Source organism: Helicobacter rappini, from assembly GCF_900198625.1.
GTDB lineage: Bacteria > Campylobacterota > Campylobacteria > Campylobacterales > Helicobacteraceae > Helicobacter_A > Helicobacter_A rappini.
In genome coordinates, this window is the sequence record NZ_FZPK01000097.1 from 1 (window position 1) to 5,128 (window position 5,128).

Here is a 5,128-nt window from a genome sequence, read left to right on the forward strand (position 1 = left end):
ATAGATAGAGATTACAATGCAAGTTTAAATCTCTACAATCTTATTCCACAAAAAATAGGGCAAGTTCTGCCCGAATTTACGCCTGCGGACTTGACGGCTCTGCAATATGATTTAGCGATAAATAATATTGCAACCAGCAAGGTTGAAACAGGAATACAACAGGAAAATTATTTATAGATATTTGTAACTATTTATAGTTTTTTATAGGTTTGTAGGAACGGAAAAGGTAGAGAAAGATAATGAATGAACTAAAAGAAGCATGGGAACAAGAAATCAATCATAAAAAAGAAATCATAAGAGAATGCAGTGATATATCTTTTTATGATGATAAAGAACATGAGGAATATACGCAAAGACAAGTGATAAAAAGCATAGAAGCAGATGAGAGGCTAAGAATGTATGACAGATATATTAATGAAATACGAGAGCAAATAGAGTTACACAAAAGCAAGTGGAATACATTAGAATACTCTCACTTAAAAAATTCTATTTGTTATATCAAAGGCTTAATTAACGAGGCAGAGAGTTTAGGAATTATCATGCCAAATGATATAGAAGCAGACATATATCTCATTGAATGCAACCTATCTAATAAGCAAAGAAACAAAAACTTTGATACAGAAATAGTAGGAAATACAAATGGGATAGAGAATAATAGTATGCAAATGCTAGTTAAAGATTTGAATGTTAAATTTTAAGATTAGGAGATAGCATGTTGAAAAGCAAGTTTTTTAAAGGTTTCAGTATTAAAGCAGTAGTTTTAAGTGTAGCAATAAGTATGCAACAAGCAAATGCAACAGGAATGCCTGTAATTGATATAGGGGCAATAACACAAGCAGTAGCAGGGTATGTCCAGCAACTAAAAGATATTATGATGTATGAAAAGCAATTAGAACAAATGGGGATTGACTTGGGTGCAATTAATAGTATGCTAGACTCACTCAAAGGAGGTTGGGACGACTTAACAAATATGGCAGAAAATTTAGGAAATCTCAATAACTTAGAGAATGTGTTTAGTTCAGCAAAATCACAATGCGAAAGTTTAAAAAGCTTAAATCAAAACTTTGCAAATTTTATAAGCGAAACTTCAAAGGAATTAAAAGGCGTTTTAAAAGAAAATGCAGAAGCCCAAGCATGTTTAGAAGCATTAAGCAATATGCAATATATGGAAACAATTACTAGAGATATGACAACAGAAGCACAACAAGCCTTAATCAATGGCAACAAAGAACAATATATAGAAAAAATGAAACAAGTGCATGAGTTTAGGCAACAAGCAACAAATAGAAAGGTAGATAGGCAATTAGACGCCATTCAAAAAGTCAATAGGACATATTCACAATATTCAACAGGGCAAAAATCAAAAAAGAAAGCCCTAGACAATCAAATGAAAGATATTCAAAAATCCATGAGAACAATCGCAGGTAAAACAGAAAAAGAGAAAATAGAATTAGGATTAGAATTACAACAAACAATGCTTAATGTTATGTTGCAACAATATGACTTAATGCAAAATACAAGTGCAATGCTTGCTACAATATTTGAAGTCAATTCACAAAAACCTATCGATGAAAACAATAAACCACAAAAAAAGCTAAAGAGTGATTTTTATAACAAGCTAGATAAAACAAAAGATTATGATAAAGACCCTTTAGGATTACCAAAATTTAAAGCTAAGAAAGATTAAAGGATAAACAATGTTGGAATCAGCATGGAACTCATTTAAAGGTGCGGTAGTTGATATGGTATTATATTTTGCACCAGAATTGCAAATAATCATAGTGTTAGTTTTATTACTTTTCTTAATAGCTTCAGGCGGAGCAACAGGCTTTATAGTTAGATTTATTGTAAAACATTTATTGAAATAGGGAACATATAAAATGGCAAGTGTATATAGTCAAGTCGTAGGGCTTATGGATAAAGTATTAAGCGGAGTGCAAGCAAATATATATGGATACGCACAAATGGTATGGAATAATGCCTTATCTCAAGTTTTATTAGCAGTATGTGCGTGTGTTTATGTGTATCTAAAGATAGCAGGTGGAAATGAATGGAGTAGGAATGACTTTAAGCAGATAGGTATATGGCTAATAACCTATGTATTTTTGACTGCAATATTTGCAAATTATAATAATTATTTAGGTTTTATAGGAGTCGTAGAATTACCCATAGAATACTTGTATCAAGGTATTAAAAATGGGGGAGGAACAACGCTAAATTTAGATAAAGGAATAGATGGGGCAATAGCTTTTATAGGACAATTATTTGATGGATTTAAATTTGAAACTGAAAATATAGGTAGTTTCATAATAAAAATGATTATAGGGGTATTAGCCTCATTTGTTTTATTTATATTTGTAATCTTTTTAATGATTTTTACAATATTAATTAAATTTATGAGTTCATTAATTTTAGGATTATGTCCTTTATTCATTCCATGCTTAATCATAAAACAATTTAGAGGGTATTTTTTCAGTTGGCTAAAACTTTATGCAAGTATTGCATTGCAAGCACCATTTGTATTTTTAGTAGGAGGGGTTATTTTTAATGGTGCATTATCATTTACGAATCATGATACAAATATGGACGCTTCTGCAACAGAAACATGTATGGCGATGATAACACCAATAGTTGTAACTTTGATAGGTATCGCCGCACTTGCTAAGATTCCAACATGGACTCAACAAATAATAGGAAGTGGAGATGGTAGTCATAGCACAGGACTTACAGCAATGGCACAAACAGCAGGAGCAATGGGAAGCAAGGCATTAGGAAAAACAATGGAGGGCAAGGCAAAAGGAGCAAGCTTAGGCAGAGCGGCACTTGCAGGTATAGCTTCAATGATACCTGTGGGTGGAGAACATTTAGCTAATAAGATACTAGGAGGAGGCAATAAACCTAATCCACAACCTGATAATAAAGATGATAAGAAAAGTGATGATGGGAAAATGGAAGCAAAAGCTACACCGCACCAACCAAAACCAAAAAAATAAAACAACAAAGTATTCTTACAGCTTTATAGTGTTTTAAAATTTTTAAAATAAGGCTATAAGATTAAATTAAAGGGCTAAAAACAGATTCAAATAAACTACAAGCCAAGTTGCTTTTTCATTTTTTCAGCTTGTTCTTGCATTTCTTTATCTTTTTTAATTTTTTCATCATTTGCTTTTCTTTCATCATCTGTATATAAATCTAGCTCATATTCTATATTAGTATTTTCATAACCACCAAACTTATTTTGTAAATTAATTTTATCAGCACTAGCACAAGGCTTATCATCTTTTATAGGACACCAAATTTGAACGCCATAAAATTTACCTTTTTCTTTTTCAACAACAAAAGTAACAAAAGCTTCATCAACACCAAACATTTCAATCATTTTAGAATCCTTATAATCAGCCTTATTGCCTATAATAGATTTTCTATAATTATGATTAGGTTTTAAAATATAACCAAATTGTTTAGCAACACCTACAAAAGATACAGGGTCATATATTTTAGAATTAGGATACATCTCTTTAACTCTTTCTAATGCCCTTTTTTCTATATCCATATCAGCTACAAACTCTTTATAATCACTACCGCCACCACATGCAATAAATACACTAGCTAAAGCACCACAAATCAACAATTTACCAAAGTTTTTAAAACTCATCTTTATCCTTTATGTTTAGAATTGAAACATAATTATACATTAATAAAAATTACATATAACCTTACATATAAAATAAAAACGAAATTTATAATTTTTAAGATACATTGCAAAAGTAATAAAGAGAGTTAATTGACACACTATAATATATGAAAATACCGCACAATCGCAAATTCGTAGATTCTAGAATCCATGAAACATGTATAGTAAATTATTTGCAATTATGATATATCGCATTTGATACATGTGATGGCAATGGAGGTTTAAAACATGGTGTTTCTAAATTTTGCATAATGACTTCCTTTATTACCTAGCTAAGCTTAATAATGCAACATTATCACATTTAAAAAGCATTGTAAATATGTGTTAGAAAGCCATAAGATTATTATATACGAATGCCTATTTCACAAGATAGATTTTCACATTATCACGCACAAGCGTAATGCCCTCAAAGTTTTTCTCAATCATAAATGTGCCATTTAATAAACGCAAGAAAGAATCTTCAAAACGCATAACTTCTTCTGGATGACACATTTTTCTCGTGCTTGCACCTTCACTAATTGTAATTTGTTGCTTATTTGCAGAGAGAGTGTAGGGCGACATAAAGTTATTACAACCTGCAATGCCTGCTATTTGATTGCTACTAATCTGCATAGACACACCCTCTGCTTGCTCTGGCACACGAGTAAATGCACCATCTATTTCAATAAGACTTACACGCCAATCGCCTATAAGATTCACTGCTACGCCACCTTTTTGCCCTATACTTTGTGTATTCATATGCATCATATCTCCATTTGCTAATAGTGTTATAGGCACACATAAGCCTGCTATCAACGCTGTCTTTGCCATTAGTTTTGTGCTAGTTTTCATATAATCTCCTTACTTGCAGTTTATCATTCTGCGTAAAATAAAGCCATGATTATAGCAAAAAAACTAAGTATTTATTTGGTATTTAATGGGTTTTATTGAAAATAATGTGTTCTAGGATTAGTGCATATTGCTTTTTATTATTGTGTGTATAGTGTTTTAAATACTTAATGCTTAATAGCAAAAAAACACAACTTAGATTCTTACAAAATCCCAAAACACAATTAACACAAAACTTTATGCTATAATACCCCACACTTCACAAAAAACCACAAATTAACACAAAAGGATACACATGGGATTACGAAAACTTATAAGAAAAACTTCTTGGTATAAAAACTATCAAGCAAAGAAAGAATCAAAAATGAGTGATGAAGAATACTTCATATACAGACATAAAAAAATCTTTGGCTATACACCAGACTTTAAAAATCCACAAACCTTTAATGAAAAAATCATTCACAGAATATTATTTGATAGGAATCCAATATACACAGCCCTAGCAGACAAACTCAAAGCTAGAATCTATATAGCAACAATATTAAAAGACTTTAATGCTAACAATACACTAGACTCTAACAAAGATTCTAATACTCTAGTTTCTCA

General features: G+C 31.0%; 7 protein-coding genes. 5 read left to right on the forward strand and 2 right to left on the reverse strand.

Features of this window, described 5'->3' with window-relative positions; genetic code table 11:
* Positions 1-239: 239 nt before the first annotated feature.
* From C6H17_RS11980 to C6H17_RS11990, 4 genes are read left to right on the forward strand one after another with little or no spacing between them, the layout of a single operon-like run.
* Entirely contained in the window at positions 240-698 is a 459-nt protein-coding gene (locus C6H17_RS11980; protein WP_005218029.1) for a hypothetical protein, read from the forward strand.
* A 14-nt stretch (positions 699-712) separates the two neighbouring features.
* Entirely contained in the window at positions 713-1,687 is a 975-nt protein-coding gene (locus tag C6H17_RS11985) for a hypothetical protein (RefSeq protein ID WP_005218028.1), read from the forward strand.
* Between the two features lie 10 nt (positions 1,688-1,697).
* Positions 1,698-1,868: a hypothetical protein gene (locus C6H17_RS12370; RefSeq protein ID WP_005218027.1), complete on the forward strand. Its 171-nt coding sequence runs from the start codon at positions 1,698-1,700 to the stop codon at positions 1,866-1,868.
* A gap of 12 nt (positions 1,869-1,880) precedes the next feature.
* Entirely contained in the window at positions 1,881-2,993 is a 1,113-nt protein-coding gene (locus C6H17_RS11990; RefSeq protein WP_020995937.1) for a type IV secretion system protein, read from the forward strand.
* A gap of 95 nt (positions 2,994-3,088) precedes the next feature.
* Here C6H17_RS11990 and C6H17_RS11995 read toward each other — a convergent pair whose 3' ends face one another.
* Entirely contained in the window at positions 3,089-3,655 is a 567-nt protein-coding gene (locus C6H17_RS11995; RefSeq protein ID WP_005218024.1) for a hypothetical protein, read from the reverse strand.
* A 396-nt stretch (positions 3,656-4,051) separates the two neighbouring features.
* A complete protein-coding gene (locus tag C6H17_RS12000) occupies positions 4,052-4,525 on the reverse strand; it encodes an META domain-containing protein (protein WP_005218022.1) in 474 nt (157 codons plus the stop codon).
* Positions 4,526-4,817: 292 nt separating this feature from the next.
* Here C6H17_RS12000 and C6H17_RS12005 point away from each other — a divergent pair.
* Positions 4,818-5,128: hypothetical protein (locus tag C6H17_RS12005; RefSeq protein WP_104731473.1), on the forward strand; the 311-nt coding region annotated here is incomplete at its 3' end.